Source organism: Desulfovibrio faecalis, from assembly GCF_053570625.1.
Window position 1 is genome coordinate 3,541,841 of the sequence record NZ_JBRBQR010000001.1, and the last position, 20,419, is coordinate 3,562,259.

Consider the following 20,419-nt stretch of genomic DNA (forward strand, 5'->3'; position numbering starts at 1 on the left):
TTTTTGATCAACCCTTGATGCACCGCAAAAGCTTTTTCTGGTAGCGCTCCGCCTCGCTGTAAACGCAGCCGCAGTAGGGCTGGCGGTAGAGTTCCATGGCCTTTGAGCGGTCTATGCCTTCCTGCCAGTCTGCGCGAAAATCGCGATAGGCAAAGCCCGGTGCGCCCTGCTGGGCCGCCAGTTGTTCGCCTGCGGCCTTGATGACCTCATGGGGCTGATAGCGCGAGTAGAGCAGGCTGCTGCTCACCCAGGCAAAGCCCTGCTGCCGCGCAAAGGCAAAGGCGGCCTGCATGCGGCTTTCGCAGCAATAGGCGCAGCGGGCGGGCGGGGTATCACGCCCTGCCACGGCGCGCAGCCAGTTGGTGATGTCCCATGTTTCATCGGCGTAAATAATCGGCACGCCCAGATGTTCAGCGCATTGCCCGGCGGCCTCGCGGCGGCGCAGATATTCTGCCAGCGGCTGGATATTGGGATTCATGAACCATGCGGTTACGGCAAAGCCTTCGTCCAGCAGCCGCGTAATGGGCATGACGGCGCACGGCCCGCAGCAAACATGCAGCAGCAGGCTGTTGGCAGGCAGGGGATTAACGGGCGCAACAGTAACGGAGCCTGCCAGAACGGAGTCGGCGGGAGCAGTGTCGGCGGCGGAGTGCTGTGCAGAAAAAGCAGCCGGGGTTTCCACCCCGGCTGCCGTGCCATATTCTAAGGACGAACCATTATTTCCAGACATTTGCCATAATCCTGCTCAATCTCGCGCAGGGTGTCGCGCTTGTGGTTCAGCAGATACAGGGCCAGTTCCGGGCTTGCCGGATAGACGCATTTTTCCTTGGGCTCGGCGCTGACCATACGGCGCAGTTCGCGCAGGGCCTGCAATGCCTGCCACTCAATATTGCGGCGCATGCCTGTACCGCCGCAGGCGGGGCAAGGCTCAAGCGAGATGGCCAAAGCCGAGGAGCCAGTGCGCTGACGCACCAGTTCCAGCAGGCCAAAGGAACTCATGCGGGCTACATCGTGCCGGGCACGGTCGTTCTTCATGGCTGTGCGCAGGGTTTTTTCCACTTCAAGCACGTGCTTTTTATCGCGCATTTCAATGAAGTCGATAACCACCTGACCGCCGATGTCGCGCAGCTTGAGATGACGGGCAATGGCTTCGGCGGCTTCCATATTGGTTTTGTGCGCCATGGCCTCAAAGTTGCCTTTGCCGGAAATCTTGCCCGAGTTGATGTCGATGGCCATGAGGGCTTCTGTCTGGTCAAACACCAGACGCCCGCCAGAAGGCAGCAGCACCTCGCGCGAATAAATTTGCTCCAGCTGGCGGCGCAGATTAAAGCGCTCCCACATGGGCGTGCGCATGTCGGTGTGCATCCGCACAATATCCTTGCGGCGGGGGAACAGCAGGTTCACCGTATCGCGCACGCTCTGCGCCACTTCATCATTATCAACCCAGATTTCGCACACGTCCTCGGTCAGATAGTCGCGCACGGCGCGCTCTGAAAGGCCCGGCTCCTGATAGATAAGGGTCGGGGCGGAAACCTCGGTGGCTTTTTTGCGGATGTCGCGCCAGACACGCTTGAGATACTGCAAATCGTTCTTGAGCGTGGTTTTGGTGGTTCCGGCGCTGACCGTGCGCACAATAACGCCAAGCCCCTGGCCGGGGTCAATGCCGTTCATCATTTCGCGCAGGCGCGAACGCTCCTCGTCGTCGTCCACCTTGCGGGAAACGCCGATCTGATCCTGCCCCGGCGTAAGCACAAGGAAGCGCCCGGCAAGGGAAAGCCATGTGGTCAAAAACGCGCCCTTGCTGCCGGTGGGTTCTTTGACCACCTGCACCAATACTTCCTGACCGGCTTTCAGCACCTTCTGGATGGGCGGAAACTTCTTGCCCTTGGAGGGCTCGTGGTGGGCCAGCCAGTATTCGGGGTGCACCTCGTCAATCTGGAGGAATCCGTTCTTGCCCGCGCCGTAGCTGACAAAGGCGGCCTGAAGGTTGGTGTCGATATTGTGGATGACACCCTTGTAAATATTGCCCTTGATTTTGCGCTGGTGCAGCATGTCCAGATAGTATTCCAGCAACTGACCGTCTTCAGCCAGGGCTACTTCTACCTGTTCGCCGGGCAGTACGCTGATGAACATGCGCCGCTTGCCCTTGGGGGCTTCGGCAGGAGCCTTGCCAGCATTGGCGGCAATGGCGGGCTTGTTGCTCTCAGCGGGTTTGCTGCTTTCGGCAGGCTTGCCGTTTTCAGGCTTGTTCTGCTGCTGTTGCTGCTGAGGCTTGGCCTGCTTTGTGGGCTTGTTCTGCCTGGGGGCGCTCTGTCTGGAGGCGTTCTGGGGGCGCATATCCTGCGCACGGCTGGCCTGTTCCGGCGCGTCATCGACCAGATCAAGAGCCTCGTCATCATCGTCGAGGGGGGCTGTGCTGGCCTGATCCTCGGCGGTTTGCGCGCCATCCTGTCCGTTCAGCTCTTTTTTACGGTTGCGGCCACGCCCGCCACGACGTCCACGCCGATTCTTGCGGCGCGGGCCATCCCCGGCAACAGTCTCGCCGGTGGCAGAGGCCGTGCCGCTTTCAGCGGCCTGTTCCGCACCCTGTTCCGCCTGAGCGGCGGGTGCGCCAGCTGTTTTGTCTGTGGGCTGACTTGTGGTCTGGCTCGCGTTCTGGTCGGCAATCTGTCTGGGGCGTTGACCGCGTTCCGCTACGGGGGCGTTCTGGCGCGGCGCTGCCTCTGCGGGCTTGTCTGAAATTTGTTCCGGCGTCTGTTTTGCGCTCTGGTCTGCTGTTTTTGCAGGGGGTTGAGTCGCAGGGGCCGGGCTTGTGAGGGCCGCAGCAGCCGCAGGCTTGTCTGTTGCGGGGCTTGCGGTCTTGGGGGCTACGTCTGCAGGTGTTGCGTCAATTTTCGGAGCAGTTACCTGAGCTGTGGTTTTTACACTGCTTTTTGCCGCTACTTTTGCGGGCCGGCCTTTGGGAGCCTTTGCGGCGGGCTTTTGGGGGGCGGCTTCCTGCTTGGAACCATCAGACGTTTCGGCAGGTTTGGCCGTGAGTGTGGCTTCCGGTGTGCTGACTTCTGCTGCCTTGGCCTTGCGGGGCGTAGCGGCGCGGCTTGAAGTGCTCGCCCTGCCCGAAGTTTTGCTCGCAGTTTTGCCAGCAGTTTTGCCAGCAGCCTTGGGGGTCTCAGCAGCCGTGGCAGCGGCTGACTTGGGCGCTACGGCATCTGCCGTGCTGCCAGAAATTTCTTTGGAGGCGTCAGCCGTTTTTTTAGCTTTGGCGGTAGTCGTCTTTGCTGTTTTGCCCGCGCTGCGGCCTGCGGCCTTGGCGGTTGCGGCGGCCTTGGGCGCCGTGGTCTTGGATGAAGCTGATTCGGCCTGGGGGGCCTTGGAATCGGAAGCGCCTTTAGAATCAGAAGAATCTTTGGCGGCCGTGGATTCGGAGGATTTGGACGCAGCCTTGCCGGAAGCTGTTTTGCCAGCGGCTGGCTTGGCGGCTGGTTTGGCCTTGCTGCGTGTTGTGGTTGAACGTTTGGGTTTGGAAACTTCCTGCGACGATGCATCCGTGGCTGGCTGTGAAGCGGCCACGGGGGTGTCTTGGTCTATGGTCATGAAAATCCTTTTGCTGCGGGGCGCTGGGCCTCCGCGAAAATTTCAGCCAGCATGCCATGCACTTACGGGAATGTGCCGTATTTGCTCCGCCGCAGCGCCAACAAGGCGCGCGAAGGCGGCAGCATGCTAATCCGCTTTTTGGAGAGTACGTTTTTTTTGAAAATATGCAAGCGGGCAAGGGGCGGGCGGGAAAATGAGCGCGGCGTGAACGGCATCCTGCCGATCTAACATCCTGCGGAGGCAGAAGAAAAGCTGCGGGGGAGTGCGCGGGGCAGGGGCCGCATCCGCCGGATCACAACATTGCAATGCGTTCCGGCAGATGCGGCAGGCAAAAATCAGTCTTCAAGCATCTTGAGTTCGGCGGAGAGCTGGCCCGAATTGGAGCGCAGCAGCACGTAGCCGCCCTGCGCCAGCATGCCGGGGTTGACCACTAGGGTGCGGCCCACGCGGTCCATGGCGCGCGATTCGTGGATGTGCCCGCACAGGCAGATGTCCGGCTGGGCTTCTTCCAGAAATTCGCGCACGGCTGTGGAGCCCACATGGATACCGCCGGGGATCATGTCGCAAGCGGTATCCTTGGGCGGATTGTGCGAAACAAGCACGCTGTGCGGATAATGGCGGGCTTTTTGCCAGCAGGTTTCAAGCCACGCGGAAAATGCGGATTCCGGAAATTCGCTCGGCGTGCCAAAGGGCGTAAATGTGGAGGCTCCAACGCCAAAAATGGCGATTTCGGGCGTAAGCTCACGGGTGACGGCGTGGAGGTTCCAGCCTTTTTCGCTCAGCCACTGGTCAACTTCAGGCCTGTCCATGTTGCCGATCTGGGCCAGCACGGGGATGTCGTGGACGCACAGGGCGTTCATGACCTGCTCTGCCTGCTTGACGCCGCCGGTGATGGTCAGGTCGCCGGTAACGATAATGCCGTCAGCCTGCGAGAGTTCCGGTATTTGGGCAAAACGTTCAGGCTCGTCGTGGATGTCGCCCACGGCGATCCAGAGAAAATCCTGAGAGTCGGCGCTTGGCATGGTGTTGTTTCCTTTGTTACAGTGGCGCAGGTGTTGAGAATGCCACACATTGCACCACAAGGAAAGTGCCGCTTGCCCTCCGATACCACGCCATCCGCGCCTGTGCCGCCCACTCAACCAGCGCATCAGCCAGATGCTCCGCCAAAGAATCCGGCGGGCAATCTTTCTGCCGTGCTGCCCGATGCTATGGCTCAGGCCAGAAACGATGTGCGTAAAGTTATGCGCTGTCTGCGGGCGGAGCAGTCGCCCCAGTTGGCCGAAATCCGCAGCGAGGCGGCGCAAAACAGGCTGATGGAATCCGCCCTGTGGAAGAATGCCCGCTCCGTGGCTCTCTATGTGGGTGTGCGGGGCGAGCTTGGCACGCAAGCCCTGCTGCGCGCGGCATGGCAGGCCCATATGCTCGTGTGGCTGCCGCGTGTGCGGCGCAGCGAACCTGGATTTATGGATTTTGTGGCGTGCAGCGGCCCGGATCAGTTGCGGCCCGGCCCCCTGGGGCTGCTTGAACCGCACGATTCCCTGCCCGGTTTCGGGCCGGAAGCTGCGGGCGGCAGTGGCGCAGGGGCACACCCCCTTGCCCCCGACCTTGCGCTCCTGCCCGGCGTGGCCTTTGATCTCGCTGGCGGGCGGCTTGGCTATGGGGGCGGCTATTACGACCGCTTTCTGGAAAAAGGATTCACCTGCCCCCGCGTGGGTCTGTGTTTTGAATTTCAGCTTGTGGAATCCCTGCCCCTGGCCCCCTGGGACCAGCGGGTCAACTATATATGTACTGAAGAGCGTATGCTGTGGCTGTAAGCTATATCCCCTTTGTTTTCCCCGGTGTTCCGCAGGTGCGTTGCGCCTTTCAGACCCGCGCCGGAGGCGTGAGCCTTGGCGAATTTGGCGGCGGCAACATTGCTTTTACCGTGCAGGATAACCCCGAACACGTCATTGCCAACCGCCGCAGCATGCTGGAAGGCCTGCGCCCGCAAGGCATGACCGCCTGGGCCGAACTGATGCAGGTGCACGGCGACGGTTTTGTTTTTGAGCCGGAGGCCGTGGCCTGCGAAACGCCCGTCACGGCGGAAGGCGACGGCATGGCCACAGCGCGTCCCGGCCTTGGCCTGCTCATTAAGACGGCAGACTGCCAGCCCATCCTCATTGCCCACAAAAGCGGCGCGTACATCGCCGCCATGCATGCGGGCTGGCGCGGCAACCGCTGCGATTTCCCCATCACGGGCGTGGCCCGCTTTTGCGAACGTTACGGCCTTGAACCGCGCGATCTGCTGGCCGTGCGGGGGCCCAGCCTCGGGCCGGGCAAGGCGGAATTTGTCAATTTTGACAAGGAGTGGGGCGCTCCCTACCTGCCCTGGTTTGACGCCAGCAGCAAAACCATGGATTTGTGGGGCCTCACGCGGCACCAGCTGGAGCGGGCGGGGCTTTTGCCGCGCAACATCTACGGGCTGGACATCTGCACCGCCAGCAACAACGATCAGTTTTTCTCCTATCGCTGCGCCAGACGCTCGGGCCGTCAGGCCAGCCTTGTGTGGATAGCAGCCTGAGCCATTGACAGGCCGCAAAGCCGCGCCTAGAGTGTTGGCGGCATTGGTAGCCGGGCAGACCGGCTTGAAAAGGGAATCCCGTGAAAAACGGGAGCGGACCCGCCGCCGTAAGGTTCTTAACCTTGCTCCATCTTGCGCCACTGGAAACGGGAAGGCCGGAGCAGGGGAACCAAGCCGGAAGACCTGCCATGCCCCAAGGTGCGCAGTCATGGAATGACGGCACCACGGTGTGGCATTGGCCGCCCCACGGCAACGGGTTTTTGCCGGCAGGACAGAGGAAATACGGGCCTCTTCCACCACGAGTGGAAGAGGCTTTTTTTATGCCCGCGCGACGCAGGCCGCCACTGGGCAAGGGTCTGACCCCTGAGGTCAGCCAACGCTTTGGCCCGCGTTTGCCCCCGCAGGCTACGGCCAGAGGGCTGGCATGACCAGAACGACCGAGTCTTCTCCTTCCTCCTATCCGCAATCCCGCAGGCTGTGGCCGGTTTTTACCGGTCTTGTGGTCGTGTGGCTTGTTTCGCTGCCGCTGGCCTGCTTGCCTGGGCCTGTGCCCTTGAGCGCGCAGAGCGTGTTTCGCGCTTTGGCGGCATTGGCAGGCTTTGCGCCCGCACCCGATGATCCGGCCCTGACCGGAGTTGTGGTGAGCATCCGGCTTGCCCGGGTGTGTCTGGCCGCCCTGTGCGGCGGCGCTCTGGCTATGGCCGGGGCGGCATTGCAGGGCGTGTTGCGCAATCCGCTGGCGGATCCTTTTACTTTGGGCATTTCCGCCGGAGCAGCCTGTGGGGCCAGTATGGCTATCGCCCTTGGCGGGCCGCTGGTGGTCATGCTGGGGAATATTCCGTGGCTGGGCAATGTGCCGGGGCTGGCTGGCTTCAGTCATGCCGGGCTGGTGGCCCCTGCGGCTCTGATCGGCGCGCTGGCGGCCCTTGGCTGCGCACTGTGGCTGGGGCGCGGCGACGGCGCGTTCAGCCGGGAGAGCGTTATTCTTGCGGGCATTGCCGTGGCCGCTTTTTTGGGGGCGCTGGTGGCCCTTGTGAAGGCCCTTAACGAGGAATCCGTAACCAGTATTGTGTTCTGGATCATGGGGTCCTTTCAGGGCCGGGGCTGGAGCAGTCTGCCCCTCTTGCTGGCAACTCTTGTGCCTGGATTGCTGGCAACGGCCTTTGGCTGGCGCGCCCTGGACGTGCTTGCCCTTGGCGATGAACAGGCCGCTCAGACTGGCCTTGATGTGGGCCGCGCCCGCCTGTGGCTGCTGGCCGGGGCAAGCTGCATGACCGCTGGCTGCGTGGCCGTGGCCGGGGTGATCGGATTTGTGGGGCTGGTTGTGCCCCATGTGTTGCGCCTGCTGCTGGGCTGGGGGCACGGCCCCTTGCTGACTGCGGCCTTTTTGGGCGGCGGGGTGCTCTTGGTCTGGGCGGATGTGCTGGCCCGCTGCGTGCTTTCCGGCGGTCAGGAACTGCCCGTGGGCGTGGTCACTGCCTTGCTTGGCGGGCCGTTTTTTGCCCTGCTGGTGCGGAGGCGCTGATGCTGCGGCCTGACCAAGATATTCGCCATGAGGGGCGCACGGCGCCGCCTGTGCTGCGTATTGCCGGGCTGCGCGCCGGATACGGCGGGCAGAGCGTGCTGCACAAGGCGGGCTTTACCCTGCACGCCGGGGAGTGCGCCGCCCTGCTTGGCCCCAATGGCAGCGGCAAAACAACGCTGCTGCGCGCCCTTTCTGGGGTGCTGACGCCGCAGGCTGGCGCCATTGAAATTCAGGGGCGTCCGCTGGCGGCGTTGAAGCCGCGCGAGCGCGCCCGCATGGTGGCGGTGGTGCCGCAGCGAGGGCAGTTGCCGCAGGGCCTTACCGCACGGCAGATGGTGCTGCTCGGGCGTTTTGCCCACCTTTCGTGGCTTGGGGCCTATGGGCGGGAAGATTATGCCGCAGCAGACCGGGCGCTTGAAGAAACCGGAGCCGCGCCGCTGGCGCAGCGCAGGCTCACAGAACTTTCGGGCGGCGAGCTGCAAAGGGTTTTGCTGGCCCGTGCCCTTGCGCAGGAGAGTCCGCTCCTGCTGCTGGACGAACTGGCCGCAGGGCTGGACTGGGCGCGAATGGTTGATCTGTTCGACCTGCTTGAACGCCGCCGCGCCGCTGGAGCCTGTGTGCTCATGGCAGTGCACGATTGCAATCTGGCGGCCCTGTATGCCACGCGCCTCATGGGGCTGCGGGACGGAAACCTGGTTTTTGACGGGCCGGTAGCAAAGGTTTTTACAGAGGAGAATCTTGGTGCGCTCTACAACATACCCATCTGCGTATTGCCCCACCCCCAGTGGGGACTGCCTCAGGCCTTGCTTGCCAGTGCAAAAGGTCCATGGAGCGGGAAAAAATCTGCTGCCCCGGCAGTCTCTTCTGCTGAGTCTGACCTATTGTCTGGCCCTATGCATGGCGCTCAGTCCGATTCTGCTTCCGGCAGAGGCGCAGGCGGCCAATTCTGAAAACAGTGAACGCAGTGATTCCGCCCCCATTGTCATCACGGACGACACGGGCGCAACCGTAACCTTTGCCCAACCCGTCAAAAGGGTGATCGCCCTGTACGGAGCGTTTAACGAGATTTTTCTGGCCCTTGGCGCTGGCGACCTGTTGGTGGCGCGCACCGCTGCCGACGGCAACCTGCCGGAGCTTGCGGCCCTGCCAGCCATTGGTACGCACATGCGCCCCAATGCCGAGCTTGTGCTGGCGCAGCAGCCGGATGTGGTTTTGCAGCTTGAAGGCCGCAGCGAAGCACAGACCCAGACCGAAAATCTGCGTTCCTTGGGGCTGAACGTACTGACATTTGAAGTAAATTCTTTTGAGCGGCTGTTTGAGGTTACGGAAATCCTGGGGCGGCTTGCCGGGCGCGAGGATAGGGCCCAAACCATCGTAAACGGCTGGAAGAGGCGTGTGCAGGCATTGCGCAGCCGCAATGCTGGCAAGCCCGTGGCGCGCGTCTTTTACGAGGTGCGTTATCCCAATCTGCTGGCTGCCGGACGCGGCGGCATCAGCAGCGAGATACTGGCCCTTGCCGGGGGCGAAAACGTGGTGAGCGACAGCAAAAAGCTGGTGCGCTACAGCGAGGAAGCCCTGATCGCGGCAGACCCGGATGCGTACATTATTCAGAAAGGCCCCATGAATCCTGAGCCAACGCCTCTAGCGGAGCGCGATCATTACAGGAATTTGCGCGCCCTGCGCGTTGGGCGCGTGCTCGTGGTGGACGAAGATCGTTTTGCCCGCCCCGGCCCCCGCGCCCTGGATGCGGCGGAAGAGCTGGACAGCTGGCTGCACCGCTGATCCCACTGATCCCATAAATATTTCAGAGCATTGTAAAGAGAGCAGTTAATGAACGGAATTCTCTATGGCGTAGGCGTCGGCCCCGGCGCGCCCGATCTTTTGACCCTGCGGGCAGTCAGGGTGCTGGGCGAGGTGGATGTTATCCTTGCGGCAGCCTCGCCCCGCAATGATTTTTCAGCGGCGCTGGACACGGCGCGCCCGCATCTGCGGGCCGATGTGCGCGTGTTGCGGCTGGAATTTCCCATGACGCGCGACCGCGCCGTCTTGCGCGAGGCGTGGCGCGTAGCAGCCCAGACAACCAGAGATGTGCTGGAAAGCGGGCAGAGCGCCGCCTTTCTGACCATTGGCGATCCGCTGGTGTACAGCACGTTTGGCTATCTCATGCGCACCCTTGGCGAATGCGCGCCGCATCTGGCGGTGGAGGTCATTCCCGGCATCACTTCCTTTCAGGCGGCAGCTGCCCGCACCCGCACCGTTTTGTGCGAAAACGGCGAGACCTTGCGCATCATACCGGGCATCAACAGTCGGGAGAGTCTGGAAGACTCATTGCAACAGAGTGATACGGCTGTGATTCTCAAGGCCTATCGAAATTTGCCCGCCATTGCGGAAGCCTTGGGCGCAACCAACAGGCTGGAGTCGTGCGTGCTGGCGAGCCATGTGGAGCAGCCAGCGGAGAAGGTCTGTCAGGGACTTGGCGGGGCTTGTGCAGCGGGTGAAACTCCGCCCTATATGTCGTTGATTCTGAGCCGTAAGCCGCAGGCGTAGCCCTGTGGCAGTGTAGGGGGGGAGAGGGTAAGAAAAGGCGGGAAGAATTGGTGCGTGGGTGAGCCTGTCAGGCTGATTTACGCAAACCCGACTTTTTTGGCCTGACTGCGTTAAAGTCCTGTTTTTGATGCTCACGTACTTGAGTACGCTGCGCTCAAAAACAGGACTTTTCCTTGTCAGTCCAGAAAAATGCGTATTTTGCAAATTCGCCCAACACCAACCATCGCCTCCGCCTTGCTCCGGCGAGTTTAAGGAAGGCAACTCCTCGACCAGCTCCTGATCGGGGGCCGGGATGAAAGGCAGAAAAGGCAATAAATGCAGAAAGGCAGGGGGAAAAGACAAAAAGAGGGTAAAGAGTTCTGGCGGGGTGAGCCTGTCAGGCTGGTTTACGCAAACCTGACTTTTTTGGCCTGACTGCGTTAAAGTCCTGTTTTTGATGCTCACGTACTTGAGTACGTTGCGCTCAAAAACAGGACTTTTCCTTGTCAGTCCAGAAAAATGCGTATTTTGCAAATTCGCCCAACACCAACCATCGCCTCCGCTTTGCTCCGGCGAGTTTAAGGAAGGCGACTCCACGACCAGCTTTTGATGGAGGGCAGCTCTTTCTGACTCGCAATTCATTCTGCTAGTTATGATCGAATGGAACTTGCCATTTACGCGCATAACGTTCCTATATCGCATAGTTTTTTTTGTTGTGGTTAGCCTGGGCTTGGAGGTGACTGAAAACCCAGAATCCGTGGGGAAAGAGTACGAAGCCATTTCCTAAACGAGCGACTAGATCAGTGGAATTTGGCTGAAGCGGATACTGGTCGAAGCGAAGGCGTCCTCTGGCATTAACGCGGCGCGGAGGGAGATCACCTGAGCGAGCGCAGCGAGTGAGGGAAGCTCCCGCAGCTATTGCCGCGTTGCCCTCGCTGTTTTGCGGAAGCTGAAAACCTTTCTTAGGGGGTGCTTCGGGGGGGATGCAAGGGGGGCCGAGAAGGGGGCGTAGCCCCATAACCGGCCCCGCCTTGCTGCGCGCCGCACAGGCGTCCCAACCCCGCCGGACGGCGGAATCCCGTGCCCAGAGGGCAGAAAAGATAAACTTAGTGCCTCTCGGGCGAGGCTGGGCCGCACAGGCGTCCCAAACTCCGCCGGACGGCAGAATCTAACGCTTGACCGGCATAAACAGATCAAAGGGCATACTCGGATTCCAGTCCGCAGGGTACAATTCAAAGCAGGGGGCCTGCTCGTTCAGTTTCCATTCCTGCTGCCCGCCAAGCCATGTCTGGTACATGAACATGTATCCCGCACCGATGCTCTCCAGATTCGGCACAGTGCAGCGGGCGTATGCACCGGCGGGTATTGTGACAGCTTCCATGCCCGCAGGGGCTGCACCTGCGGGGGCTTCGGCGGCAGCCCAATAATCAAAATCCTCGGCATTGAGCATGATGGAAATGCCGTATCCCGGCCCTTCCTCCACCTCCTGCATCTTTGGGCAGAAGGAGTGCCACAGGGCAGAGCAGTCCTCTTTAGCTTTTGTCATGCTGGTACGCACCTTGATGCCAATGAGCTGCTTGGCCGGAAATTCCACAACTTTTATTTCAAATTCGTTCATAACCTCTCCTTGTGAATGAAAATTGGTGTGTGCAGGCATATCATGATGCAGGCCGAGAAAATTTACTCGACTTTTTTTGCGCTTCTGCCCACCGTGCCACTTGGCGGCCAGAACCGAGATGGGAGAATACATGGAAACACTTACCTACCAGCAGCGTATAGGCCTTGTGCTGCGCCACATTGAACAGCACCTTGATGACAGGCCAAATCTGGCAGAGCTGGCGCGCATAGCCTGTTTTTCGCCCTATCACTTTCACCGGATATTTTCATCCATGGTGGGCGAGAGCGTAGCGGCATACGTGCGCCGTTTACTGTTGGAACGCGCCGCCATGCAGCTTGGGCATTCCCCTGAATCTGTCACCCATATAGCCATGGGAGCGGGTTATGATAGCGTGGACGCCTTTACGCGGGCTTTTCGGGCGCATATGGGCATGCTGCCGTCTGAATACCGCCGCAGGAAGGGACATCTGGAGGTTGCCCGCAGACGCGATCTGACGCGCCCCCTGTTTTATCATGAAATGACCGACCTCCCGGCCATGGACGTGCGTGTTGAAAAGTTTGCGCCGCGCTTGGTGGCTGCCGTGCGGCATACAGGGCCGTATGACGAGAGTTTTCCTGCATGGGAAAAACTGTGCGGCGCGCTGGGGGCCAACGGCTTGCTTTCGGATGCCTCGGTGGCTTACGGCGTGAGCTACGACAACCCGGACATCACCGAGCCTCAAAAGTGCCGCATGGATGCCTGCGTCAGCCTGCCGTCAGAATTGCTGGAAACAAGTGCCGAACTGTGTCCCCTGCTACAGAAGGAAGATATTTTTTTGCGGCATATTGGCGGGGAGCAGGAGTATGCCGCGCTGCGCATCAAAGGGCCGTACACCCTGTTGCATCCGGCCTACAGGTCGTTGTTTGGCATGTGGTTTCCGCAGAGTGGGCGCGAGCCGGATAATGATCCGGGCTTCGAAATTTACTGGAACTCACCGCAAACGACCCCTCCTGCAGACCTGCTGACGGAAATCTGCATTCCGCTCAGACCGGTTGATAAGTCCTGACTTGCCGAGCGGCCTGTGCATACGCTGCTGGACACGATGACAGGAGTCTTGTTGGAAAGTTAACGAATGATTGTAGTGTGTTATGTGAAAAAAATTTTTAATTACTTTTGCTGATAACCTAAAATGTTTAAAGACTATGCCGATAAAGAAAGTAGTATGCTAATAGTATAAAATCCCCCTCTCCTGGAGAATCAACCATGAGCCTTTTGAGAAATACGCAACTGCAAACAAAGTTGATTGTGAGTTTTGTTTTGTCTTCGCTGATGACTTTGGGCGTAGGTGTTTTTGCCGTTTTTGAACTGGGTAAGGTCAATGATGCCGACACAGTTCTTTACGAACGCGCCACAGTTCCTATGGCGAATCTGCTGAAGCTTTCCGTGGGTTTTCAGCGCATTCGCGTCAACATGGAAGGTATCGTCGGTGCAACGTCTGGCGAGGAGGTCAGCAAACGCACTGCCCAGATTGAAGCGCTGCGCAAGGAAATAGACGAAAGCTCAAAAGCTGTAGAGAAAACGCTCATTTCTGCCAAGGCAAAGCAGATTATTGAAGAGTACAAGGTACACCGTGCCGCCTTCAGAGGCATGACGGACAAGGTTCTCAAAATGAGGCTCTTCCGGGTTTTCCGTGGGTAGCTGATCTGCTAATGTCCTTCCCGGAGGGCACCAATGAAGGATACGGACCTATATTTTCGGATTCTCGGGCTGACCGAGCCCTGGTTTGTTGAGGCTGTTGAACTGGACACGGCGGAAGGTCGGGTAGACATCCGCGTGGAGCATGGTCCTGGTGTTCGCTGGTTTTGCCCTACTTGTGGTCGAGAGCTGGCTTGCCGCGACCATGCCGAGCCTCGTGTCTGGCGCCATCTGGACACGTGCCAGTTCAAGACGTTCCTGCATGCTCGGATTCCCCGAGTGGACTGCCCCGAGCATGGCGTCCTTCAGGTCAACGTGCCTTGGGCCGAGTCCAAGGCACGTTTCACCATATTGATGGAGCGATTGATCATCGACGTGCTGACCGAGTGCGCCACCGTAACAGGAGCGCGGCGCATCCTGCGCATCACCTGGGACGAAGCATGGGGTGTCATGGAAAGGGCGGTGCGCCGGGGCCGGGAGCGCAAGCAATCGAATCCCTCGCGGTATCTTGGCGTTGACGAGAAGGCATTCCGCAAGGGGCACGACTATGTGACCGTGGTTTGTGATCTGATCGGCAGCACGGTGGAGTATGTGGCCGACGAGCGTAAGGCCGAAAGCCTTGAGGGGTACTACCTTCAGTTCACCAAGGCGCAGTTGGAGCGGATCAAGGCCGTGGCCATGGACATGTGGGAGCCCTATTTTAAAGCTACGCTCAAACATGTGCCGGACGCGGCGGGGAAAATCGTTCACGATCGGTTCCACGTCATGAAACACGTAGGCGAGGCTGTGGACCGGGTACGCAAGCAAGAGCACCGCGAACTCACAAGTCAGGATGACCATCGACTCAAGGGCACGAAATTCCTCTGGCTATACCGGGAGGAGAATCTGCCGGACAAACACCGGCCAGCCCTGGAGGCCTTGAAGACAGCGAACCTCAAGGTGGCCAAGGCCTGGGCCATGAAGGAAAGCCTGAACGACGTCTGGAAGTACCTGAGCACGGGATGGGCCAGACGTTTTGTGAAGCGATGGCTGGTCTGGGTGAACAGGTCAGATCTTGCCCCAATGCGCAAAGTGGGCGGACTGATTCAGAGACATCTTGAGAACATCCTGACCTTCTGCCGCCACAGGATCACCAACGGCGTGGCCGAGGGCCTCAACAGCAAGATCATGGCCATCAAGAGGAAGGCTTGCGGTTATAGGAACCGGGAGCATTTCAAGACAGCCATCTACTTCTTCTGTGGCGGTCTAAACCTCTACCCGGCCAGTTCCTGACAGGGGTTACCCACGGAAAACCCGGAAGAACCCAAAATGAAGCAGGCTGGTGATTCCGCTGGAGCGGAAGCCTATCTTGATAGTGAGGGAAACAAACTGGCCGACCAGTATCAGGATGCCATCAACCGCCTTGTGGAATCCAAGGAAGAGCAGGGCCATCTGTTGGCCCAGTCCAATGACAATCTTGCTGATTTTTCCAAGAAAATGATTTTTGCGGCCATTGCCATTGGTTTTATTTTGTCTGTGGGGCAGGGCATGTTGCTCACGCGTGAGGTTATGCGGCAGCTTGGCGAGGATCCTGGCTATCTTGCCGAAGTTGCGGGCAAGATTGCTGACGGTGATCTGGACGTGACCTTCCGTCAGCAAAAGAAGCCCGGCGGCGTCTATCATGTCTTGCAAAACATGGTGGGAACCATGAAGGACAAGATCGCCGAGGCTGAGCAGAAAAGCGCCGAAGCTTCGGAACAGGCCCAACATGCGGAAATAGCCACACAAGAGGCTCAGGCTGCCAAGGTGCAGGCCGAGCGTGCCAAGGCTGAGGGGATGTTGCAGGCCGCGCACCAGCTTGAGAGCGTGGTTGAGGTGGTATCAACTGCCACAGAGCAGCTTTCTGCATTGATTACGCAATCTAGCCGTGGGGCAGAGGAACAGTCCCGGCGTGTTTCGGTTACATCTTCTGCCATGGATGAAATGAACGCCACAGTGGGCGAAGTTGCGGAAAATGCCGCCAAGGCATCTGATACCTCCGATACAGCGCGTACCAAGGCGCAGGAAGGGGCGCAGCTGGTTCGCAATGTGGTGAGCGACATCACTGAGGTGCAAAAGCAGTCGCTTGAAGTCAAGGCCGATATGGCCACGCTTGGCAAGCAGGCCGATGGCATTGGACAGATCATGAGCGTTATTTCCGATATCGCTGATCAGACCAACCTGCTGGCCCTGAATGCCGCCATTGAGGCGGCCCGCGCAGGCGATGCCGGGCGCGGCTTTGCCGTGGTGGCCGATGAGGTGCGCAAGCTGGCGGAAAAGACCATGACTGCCACGCAGGAAGTGGGCGGCGTTATCCGTGGCATTCAGGAAGGTACCCGCAAAGGCATTGACGGCGTGGACAAGTCTGTCGCCACCATTGAAAGCGCCACGCGCCGGGCTTCGCTTTCTGGCGAGGCGCTTACGCAGATTGTCAGCCTTGTGGAACAGGCAAGCGATCAGGTGCGCTCCATCGCCGCTGCCAGCGAGCAGCAGTCGGCATCCAGCGAGGAGATCAGCCGCTCCGTGGAGCAGGTAGCAACGATTTCGGCAGAAACCGCGCAAGCCATGGGAAGGGCCAATCAGGCCATGAGCGAGATGGCTCAGCAGGCCCAGGTGCTGCGGCGGCTTATTCAGGAAATGAAGGCTGGTTAACGGAACGCCGCATTCAGGTTTTAAGGGCAGAAAAAAAGCAAAGAGCGTCTGTTGGCGATAGTGGTCGCAAGATGCCTGTTTGCTGAGTATCTGCCAGTTTGGCAGCTATGGGCAAGGGGGGGATCGGAAAGATCCTCCCCTTGCGGTTTTTTATGATTTGTTTGCGCTTGCTGCTGCATGATATCTGGCTGGTTGCTGCGTGTGCCTGCCAGATATTTTTTAAGTATTGCAGCAACGTTGCGGCCTGATCACGTTCTTGCGCAAGTTGCCGCCGCCCGGTTTACGCGCATTGCACCTTGCTGGCGGTTGGGGTATGATTTTGCGCATCGAAAGTTTGCCTGGGGCGCAATCCTGCGCGAGGCGAGCTTTTGCGGCCATGTCTCGGAGGCTTCAACGTGCGGCGTTTTTATCAGGAAAGCTGGCAGGGCATACCCTTCACGTCCTTTTCACATATTTCATTCTTTCATCTGGCGGAACCAAAGTTTTATGCGGTTTTTTATGAAGAGCTGTTCCGCCGCTACAAGAACTGGGAAGATTTGCCATCTGTCTGGCGCGAAAACAAACGCACAGACGCAAAGTGGCTTATCGGTCAGTTGCGTGCAAAACTGGCGCAAGACCCCGCAGGGCGCACGGAACCCGTGCGCGTGCTGTCCATTGGCAGCGGCGTGGGCTATATGGAAAAAATTTTGCTGGAAGAAATGCCGGAGCTTGAACTGCACGTCAACGAACCCAGCACGGTTGGCATGAAGTGGCTGCGGGAATACATACCCAGCGACCGCATTTATATCGGGCTGCCGCCCATGTGCCTGCCCTCTGATGTGCAGTACGACATGATCTACCTGTCTACTGTCGACTACGGTATTCCTACGCGCGAGTTCCAGCATCTGCTGTGGGAACTGCGGGCACAGCTTGCCCCCGGCGGGGAACTGGTGCTGCTTTCTGCGTCATTGCTGGAAGAAGATTCGTTTATCGGCAGTTTCGTGAACGCCATCAAGATCGGCATCCGCGCGGCCTTGCACTATATGGGTATTCGTCGGCAGCAGTTCTGGGGCTGGCGGCGCACACAGGATGAATACCGTGATTTGTTCAAGGAGGCTGGTTTCACCCGGGTGAAGGACGGCTGGCTTGAAGACGGCTTTGAAACCTACTGGATTCGCGGTCAATAATGGTCATGCAGGCGTGAGCGCCTGCTGCTGACAAATGTAACCGGCCCAAAGGCATTATGCTTTTGGGCCGGTTGTTGTTTGCAGTGCGGGATTTTTTTGAGTGAAATGCCGGAGTAATCCGGCATCTGTCGGATTTGTTGGATGGGGTGCTATGGCTGTGTTTCCGCAAAGGTCTGCAAGGATCCGTAGCGCGCCAGCACGGCGTTCAGGCTGCCATCAAGCAACATGGTCTTTTCCGTCAGGCGAGCGCTGCTTTGGTAAAAGGCGCTGTGTCGCATACAGGCCTCGCTGGCGTCATGCCCTCCGCCGGGGTGACTCATGATTTCAACCAGCGGGGTGCACTCCTTCTGGCGCTGAATGGCCGCAAGGGAAGCCTCGGCCCGCGCAGCAGTGAGGTTGCCGCCGCTTACAAGCCCGCACAAATAGTTGTTGTGGGCAATGCCCGCCTGATCCAGCAGGCCAGCAAACCCCTTCGCCCAGTGTGCAAGCAGGGTGCGCCGCGCGCATCCCACAAACATCTGCGTCAATGGCAGCGGGGGCAGGTGAGCGGGTTCCTTGGGCAGGCGCACATAGGCAGGCGGGTGCTCCCGCATGAGGTCTCGCATGATCCCGCGCAGGGCGGGGATGGTGTGCACGTGCAGATGCCCGTCCAGATGCAGCCCTCCCCTTTTCCGCAATGGTGAAAAGCCGCTGGCAAAGGCATCTATCTGGGCTTCAAATTCATTACGAATGGCTGAAAGCAGGGCCTTTTTGCTGGGGCCAGTGCCAGTGGCAAGGTTACAGAGCATCTGCCCCAGCCCGTAACGAAAAATTCCATCTGCACCAGCCAGCGGGCGAACCTGTGACACTGGTGCCGTGCAGCGCCCTTCAAGAATATTGAGGTGCAGGCACACACGAACATGGGGCATGGCGGCCAGTTGTTGCAGGCTTTCTGTCGCGTGCGAGCCGCCCATAATGACGGAAACTGAGTTGAGCGGCCCCTGTGCAAGGCAGGCAAAAATATCCTGGCTGATCTGCCGGGTCAGGCCGCAGTCATCCGCATGGACGATAAAACGCATGAAAGACTGTTTTTCGGCATCGCTTTGCTGGCGCATGAATCAGGCGTCCGTCTTGTCGCCTTCCAGCGTCTCGGCCAGAAGATAGCGGGGTCTGCCCTTAAGCTCGACAAAGGCGTGGTGCAGGTAGGCCGACAGAATGCACAGGCCTGTGAGAATGGCGCTGCCGGTCAGCAGCATCAGCAGAATGACCGTGGTAAAGCCCGATTCCGCTTGCCCTGTGGCATAGCTCCACAGCGCCTCGCAGCCTACAATAAACGAAAAACCATAGAACAGCAGGGTAATAATGCCAATGATCAGCAAGGGCTTACCGCTGAAAGACGTCATGGAATCAACGGCCAGAGTGACTCTGCGGGTCAAGCTCCATTTGCTGGTGCCGCCGCAACGGGCGCAGGGCGTAAACAGAATTTCTTTGTGCTGAAATCCCATCCACGATGTCAGCCCCCGGTAAAAGAGCTTGCGTTCGCCAAGATTTTTCCAGGCCTCAACCACCTTGCGGTCAAGTAGCTTGAAGTCGCCCGAGCCTTTAAGGTCATATGAGGTCAGCATCTGAAAAATGCGGTAAAATGAGACGGCGCAGATTCTGCTCAAAAATGATTCTACCTGGCGCTCCTGCTTGCGCACATCAACCACATCTACAGTGCCGGTGCGCCATAAGGCCACCATCTCTGGTATAAGTGCGGCTGGGTGCTGCATGTCGCTGTCCATGGTGATGACGGCATCTCCGCGCGCGGCCTCCAGGCCAGCGGAAAGGGCGGCATCCTTGCCGAAGTTGCGGCTCAGGCGCAGGCAGCGCAGGTTGGCATATTGCCCGGTCAGGGTGCGCATTGAGGCCCACGTGTCGTCTGTGGAGCCATCGTCAACCAGCACGATTTCGTAGCAGAGGCCGGTTTCAGCCTTCAATGGGGCAAGTACCCCCGCGAGTGAAGCCACAAATTTGTGCAGATGGCCGCCCTCGCAGTACACGGGGGCAACAATCGAGAGAGTGGTTTGGCGCATGCAAAGCCTCACTGCGTGACGTGTTCAGCCGCAATGCCGCGTTTGGCGATAAACCAGCGGTCATTGCTCCAGAGAACTGTTCCCTGTTGCTCGATGTCCTGCCGTTCGGACATGGTGCCGCATAAAATCCACTGAGCGCCAGAGGCAAGCCATGCTGCGGTCAATCCCTGTTTATCCCGAATGGCGGTCAGGTCAAGCCAGCGGGCCGCCCCTTGCGCGTCCTGGCTGTACAGATAGGAAGATCCGTCTTTAAAAGCGTAGGCCAAGGGCCGATACAGGCGATAGCGCACGGCCATGGCATCGGGTTCCGCAAAAATGGGGGCGTCTTGCGGAATGATCCGTTGCACGGCTTGCAGGGCTTCCGCGTAGGCGGCCCCCCCGCTCAAACGATTCTGTACTCGCGCTGGCTGCGGTAACTCCAGCACATGCCTGAAAGCGAAGCGTACTCCATAGGCCCAGCGGCCCTGATCGCAAACAAGAACGACAATTACAGCGGAAAGGGCAACAAGGCCCGCCCACTTGGGCGCGCGTTGCCAAAAACAGGCAAAGCCGCACACAATCATGAGCCAGCATAAAAAGATGACAAAGCGGATTCCACGCGGAAGCTCCGCTCCCATGGGCATTCTGCCGAGGGTCTGAGCGATGTGAGTTTCCGCTACCGAAATGAGCAGGGCTATGCACAAGCCCAAAAACAGGGTGGGTACAATGGATGCCAGACGCTTCATGGGTGGCGTGCCATAGCGGCGCACAACAAAGAATCCGGCAATGCCGCCAAGGATGAGCAAAAAACTGTCACTCTTGTAATGCAGGTGCCCAATCAGTCTGCGCCAGAGTCCGCCTTCGTCTTCAAGAAAGCGGCGGTCAAAAACCTGCTGGAGCACTGCCAGATCCTGCGCCGAAAATGGCGTAGCGGATTTGATGGAGCTTGTCAGATAGAGCAATGTTGGAAGGCACCATGCAACAAGGCTCAACAGAAGCCATGCCCCGTGCCGCAACAGGCTGTCGCCCTTGGCCCTGTGAAAGAAAAAGAGG

Annotated in this window: 17 protein-coding genes, 1 pseudogene and 1 riboswitch; of the genes and pseudogenes, 11 read left to right on the forward strand and 7 right to left on the reverse strand. The window is 59.2% G+C overall.

Annotated features, from left to right (window positions below; translation table 11 throughout):
* Nucleotides 1-7 precede the first annotated feature (7 nt).
* The 3 genes from ACUZ79_RS15540 to ACUZ79_RS15550 all read right to left on the reverse strand — a co-directional run bounded on the left by ACUZ79_RS15540 (nt 8) and on the right by ACUZ79_RS15550 (nt 4,616).
* Complete coding sequence (locus tag ACUZ79_RS15540; RefSeq protein ID WP_449252139.1) at nt 8-730, reverse strand: epoxyqueuosine reductase QueH; 723 nt, start codon at nt 728-730, stop codon at nt 8-10.
* Nucleotides 703-3,594 carry an Rne/Rng family ribonuclease gene (locus ACUZ79_RS15545; RefSeq protein ID WP_449252140.1) on the reverse strand — a complete coding sequence of 964 codons (2,892 nt, stop codon included), beginning with the start codon at nt 3,592-3,594 and terminating at the stop codon, nt 703-705. The genes ACUZ79_RS15540 and ACUZ79_RS15545 overlap by 28 nt, the downstream gene beginning before the upstream one ends.
* A gap of 335 nt (nt 3,595-3,929) precedes the next feature.
* Complete coding sequence (locus tag ACUZ79_RS15550) at nt 3,930-4,616, reverse strand: metallophosphoesterase (RefSeq protein WP_308586017.1); 687 nt, start codon at nt 4,614-4,616, stop codon at nt 3,930-3,932.
* A 39-nt stretch (nt 4,617-4,655) separates the two neighbouring features.
* Here ACUZ79_RS15550 and ACUZ79_RS15555 point away from each other — a divergent pair, with 39 nt between their 5' ends.
* The 6 genes from ACUZ79_RS15555 to cobI all read left to right on the forward strand — a co-directional run bounded on the left by ACUZ79_RS15555 (nt 4,656) and on the right by cobI (nt 10,226).
* Nucleotides 4,656-5,408 (forward strand): 5-formyltetrahydrofolate cyclo-ligase, encoded by a 753-nt coding sequence (locus tag ACUZ79_RS15555; protein ID WP_449252141.1) that lies wholly within the window; start codon nt 4,656-4,658, stop codon nt 5,406-5,408.
* Entirely contained in the window at nt 5,399-6,154 is a 756-nt protein-coding gene (locus tag ACUZ79_RS15560) for a polyphenol oxidase family protein (protein ID WP_449252142.1), read from the forward strand. Before ACUZ79_RS15555 ends, ACUZ79_RS15560 begins: the two co-directional genes overlap by 10 nt.
* 26 nt (nt 6,155-6,180) lie before the next feature.
* Nucleotides 6,181-6,359: riboswitch (cobalamin riboswitch) on the forward strand.
* Nucleotides 6,360-6,578: 219 nt separating this feature from the next.
* Nucleotides 6,579-7,679: a FecCD family ABC transporter permease gene (locus ACUZ79_RS15565; protein ID WP_240825735.1), complete on the forward strand. Its 1,101-nt coding sequence runs from the start codon at nt 6,579-6,581 to the stop codon at nt 7,677-7,679.
* The gene (locus ACUZ79_RS15570) at nt 7,679-8,629 is read left to right on the forward strand and encodes an ABC transporter ATP-binding protein (RefSeq protein WP_449252143.1); all 951 of its coding nucleotides are present in this window, start codon (nt 7,679-7,681) and stop codon (nt 8,627-8,629) included. Before ACUZ79_RS15565 ends, ACUZ79_RS15570 begins: the two co-directional genes overlap by 1 nt.
* Nucleotides 8,577-9,461, forward strand: a complete 885-nt coding sequence (locus ACUZ79_RS15575) for an ABC transporter substrate-binding protein (RefSeq protein ID WP_449252144.1) — start codon at nt 8,577-8,579, stop codon at nt 9,459-9,461. The genes ACUZ79_RS15570 and ACUZ79_RS15575 overlap by 53 nt, the downstream gene beginning before the upstream one ends.
* 48 nt (nt 9,462-9,509) lie before the next feature.
* Entirely contained in the window at nt 9,510-10,226 is a 717-nt protein-coding gene (gene cobI, locus ACUZ79_RS15580) for a precorrin-2 C(20)-methyltransferase (RefSeq protein ID WP_240825732.1), read from the forward strand.
* Nucleotides 10,227-11,373: 1,147 nt separating this feature from the next.
* Here the strand turns inward: cobI and ACUZ79_RS15585 are convergent.
* Nucleotides 11,374-11,823, reverse strand: a complete 450-nt coding sequence (locus tag ACUZ79_RS15585) for a GyrI-like domain-containing protein (protein WP_449252145.1) — start codon at nt 11,821-11,823, stop codon at nt 11,374-11,376.
* Between the two features lie 130 nt (nt 11,824-11,953).
* Here ACUZ79_RS15585 and ACUZ79_RS15590 point away from each other — a divergent pair, with 130 nt between their 5' ends.
* From ACUZ79_RS15590 to ACUZ79_RS15610, 5 genes are all read left to right on the forward strand, one after another.
* Entirely contained in the window at nt 11,954-12,868 is a 915-nt protein-coding gene (locus ACUZ79_RS15590; RefSeq protein ID WP_449252146.1) for an AraC family transcriptional regulator, read from the forward strand.
* Nucleotides 12,869-13,065: 197 nt separating this feature from the next.
* On the forward strand, nt 13,066-13,500 hold the full coding sequence (locus tag ACUZ79_RS15595; RefSeq protein WP_449252147.1) for an MCP four helix bundle domain-containing protein: 435 nt from the start codon (nt 13,066-13,068) through the stop codon (nt 13,498-13,500).
* A 33-nt stretch (nt 13,501-13,533) separates the two neighbouring features.
* Complete coding sequence (locus ACUZ79_RS15600; protein ID WP_096152604.1) at nt 13,534-14,769, forward strand: ISL3 family transposase; 1,236 nt, start codon at nt 13,534-13,536, stop codon at nt 14,767-14,769.
* A 36-nt stretch (nt 14,770-14,805) separates the two neighbouring features.
* Entirely contained in the window at nt 14,806-16,167 is a 1,362-nt protein-coding gene (locus tag ACUZ79_RS15605) for a methyl-accepting chemotaxis protein (RefSeq protein ID WP_449252148.1), read from the forward strand.
* 395 nt (nt 16,168-16,562) lie between these two features.
* The gene (locus tag ACUZ79_RS15610) at nt 16,563-17,333 is read left to right on the forward strand and encodes a methyltransferase domain-containing protein (protein ID WP_022659436.1); all 771 of its coding nucleotides are present in this window, start codon (nt 16,563-16,565) and stop codon (nt 17,331-17,333) included.
* Nucleotides 17,334-17,482: 149 nt separating this feature from the next.
* Here ACUZ79_RS15610 and ACUZ79_RS15615 read toward each other — a convergent pair whose 3' ends face one another.
* From ACUZ79_RS15615 to ACUZ79_RS15625, 3 genes and pseudogenes are all read right to left on the reverse strand, one after another.
* Nucleotides 17,483-18,427: a carbohydrate deacetylase gene (locus ACUZ79_RS15615; protein ID WP_449252149.1), complete on the reverse strand. Its 945-nt coding sequence runs from the start codon at nt 18,425-18,427 to the stop codon at nt 17,483-17,485.
* A 3-nt stretch (nt 18,428-18,430) separates the two neighbouring features.
* Entirely contained in the window at nt 18,431-19,387 is a 957-nt protein-coding gene (locus ACUZ79_RS15620) for a glycosyltransferase family 2 protein (RefSeq protein ID WP_240825725.1), read from the reverse strand.
* Between the two features lie 8 nt (nt 19,388-19,395).
* Nucleotides 19,396-20,419: pseudogene (locus ACUZ79_RS15625) on the reverse strand (hypothetical protein); the annotation flags it as partial.

What these genes read in the sequence shown, in the direction of transcription:
- ACUZ79_RS15570 (WP_449252143.1), top strand. Translation starts at nt 7,679, where the DNA reads ATGCTGCGGCCTGACCAAGATATTCGCCATGAGGGGCGCACGGCGCCG.
- ACUZ79_RS15600 (WP_096152604.1), top strand. Translation starts at nt 13,534, where the DNA reads ATGAAGGATACGGACCTATATTTTCGGATTCTCGGGCTGACCGAGCCC.
- ACUZ79_RS15545 (WP_449252140.1), bottom strand. Translation starts at nt 3,594, where the DNA reads ATGACCATAGACCAAGACACCCCCGTGGCCGCTTCACAGCCAGCCACG.
- ACUZ79_RS15585 (WP_449252145.1), bottom strand. Translation starts at nt 11,823, where the DNA reads ATGAACGAATTTGAAATAAAAGTTGTGGAATTTCCGGCCAAGCAGCTC.
- ACUZ79_RS15555 (WP_449252141.1), top strand. Translation starts at nt 4,656, where the DNA reads ATGCCACACATTGCACCACAAGGAAAGTGCCGCTTGCCCTCCGATACC.
- ACUZ79_RS15550 (WP_308586017.1), bottom strand. Translation starts at nt 4,616, where the DNA reads ATGCCAAGCGCCGACTCTCAGGATTTTCTCTGGATCGCCGTGGGCGAC.
- ACUZ79_RS15615 (WP_449252149.1), bottom strand. Translation starts at nt 18,427, where the DNA reads ATGCGCCAGCAAAGCGATGCCGAAAAACAGTCTTTCATGCGTTTTATC.
- ACUZ79_RS15565 (WP_240825735.1), top strand. Translation starts at nt 6,579, where the DNA reads ATGACCAGAACGACCGAGTCTTCTCCTTCCTCCTATCCGCAATCCCGC.
- ACUZ79_RS15595 (WP_449252147.1), top strand. Translation starts at nt 13,066, where the DNA reads ATGAGCCTTTTGAGAAATACGCAACTGCAAACAAAGTTGATTGTGAGT.
- ACUZ79_RS15540 (WP_449252139.1), bottom strand. Translation starts at nt 730, where the DNA reads ATGTCTGGAAATAATGGTTCGTCCTTAGAATATGGCACGGCAGCCGGG.
- ACUZ79_RS15575 (WP_449252144.1), top strand. Translation starts at nt 8,577, where the DNA reads ATGGCGCTCAGTCCGATTCTGCTTCCGGCAGAGGCGCAGGCGGCCAAT.
- ACUZ79_RS15605 (WP_449252148.1), top strand. Translation starts at nt 14,806, where the DNA reads ATGAAGCAGGCTGGTGATTCCGCTGGAGCGGAAGCCTATCTTGATAGT.
- cobI (WP_240825732.1), top strand. Translation starts at nt 9,510, where the DNA reads ATGAACGGAATTCTCTATGGCGTAGGCGTCGGCCCCGGCGCGCCCGAT.
- ACUZ79_RS15620 (WP_240825725.1), bottom strand. Translation starts at nt 19,387, where the DNA reads ATGCGCCAAACCACTCTCTCGATTGTTGCCCCCGTGTACTGCGAGGGC.
- ACUZ79_RS15590 (WP_449252146.1), top strand. Translation starts at nt 11,954, where the DNA reads ATGGAAACACTTACCTACCAGCAGCGTATAGGCCTTGTGCTGCGCCAC.